At 61.9% G+C, this 265-nt stretch carries 1 protein-coding gene; it reads left to right on the forward strand.

Annotated features, from left to right (window positions below):
• Positions 1–265: aldehyde dehydrogenase family protein (locus tag HMPREF2907_RS08185; protein WP_141754431.1), on the forward strand; the 265-nt coding region annotated here is incomplete at both ends.

Consider the following 265-nt stretch of genomic DNA (forward strand, 5'->3'; position numbering starts at 1 on the left):
AGGGCCGCTGATTGAGGAAAAAGCGGTGGAAAAAGTCGAGCAGCACATCGCCGACGCGCTCTCCAAAGGCGCGGTCTGCCTGACCGGCGGCAAACGCAGCGCGCTGGGCGGAACGTTTTTCGAACCGACTGTCTTAAGCGGCGTAACGGCGCAAATGGCGGTGGCGCGCGAAGAAACCTTCGGGCCGTTGTGTCCCGTGTTCCGCTTTGAAAGCGAAGCCGAAGTCATCGCGGCCGCCAACGATACGGAATACGGTTTGGCGGCC

This window comes from Neisseria sp. HMSC055H02, from assembly GCF_001813335.1.
Lineage (GTDB): Bacteria > Pseudomonadota > Gammaproteobacteria > Burkholderiales > Neisseriaceae > Neisseria > Neisseria sicca_C.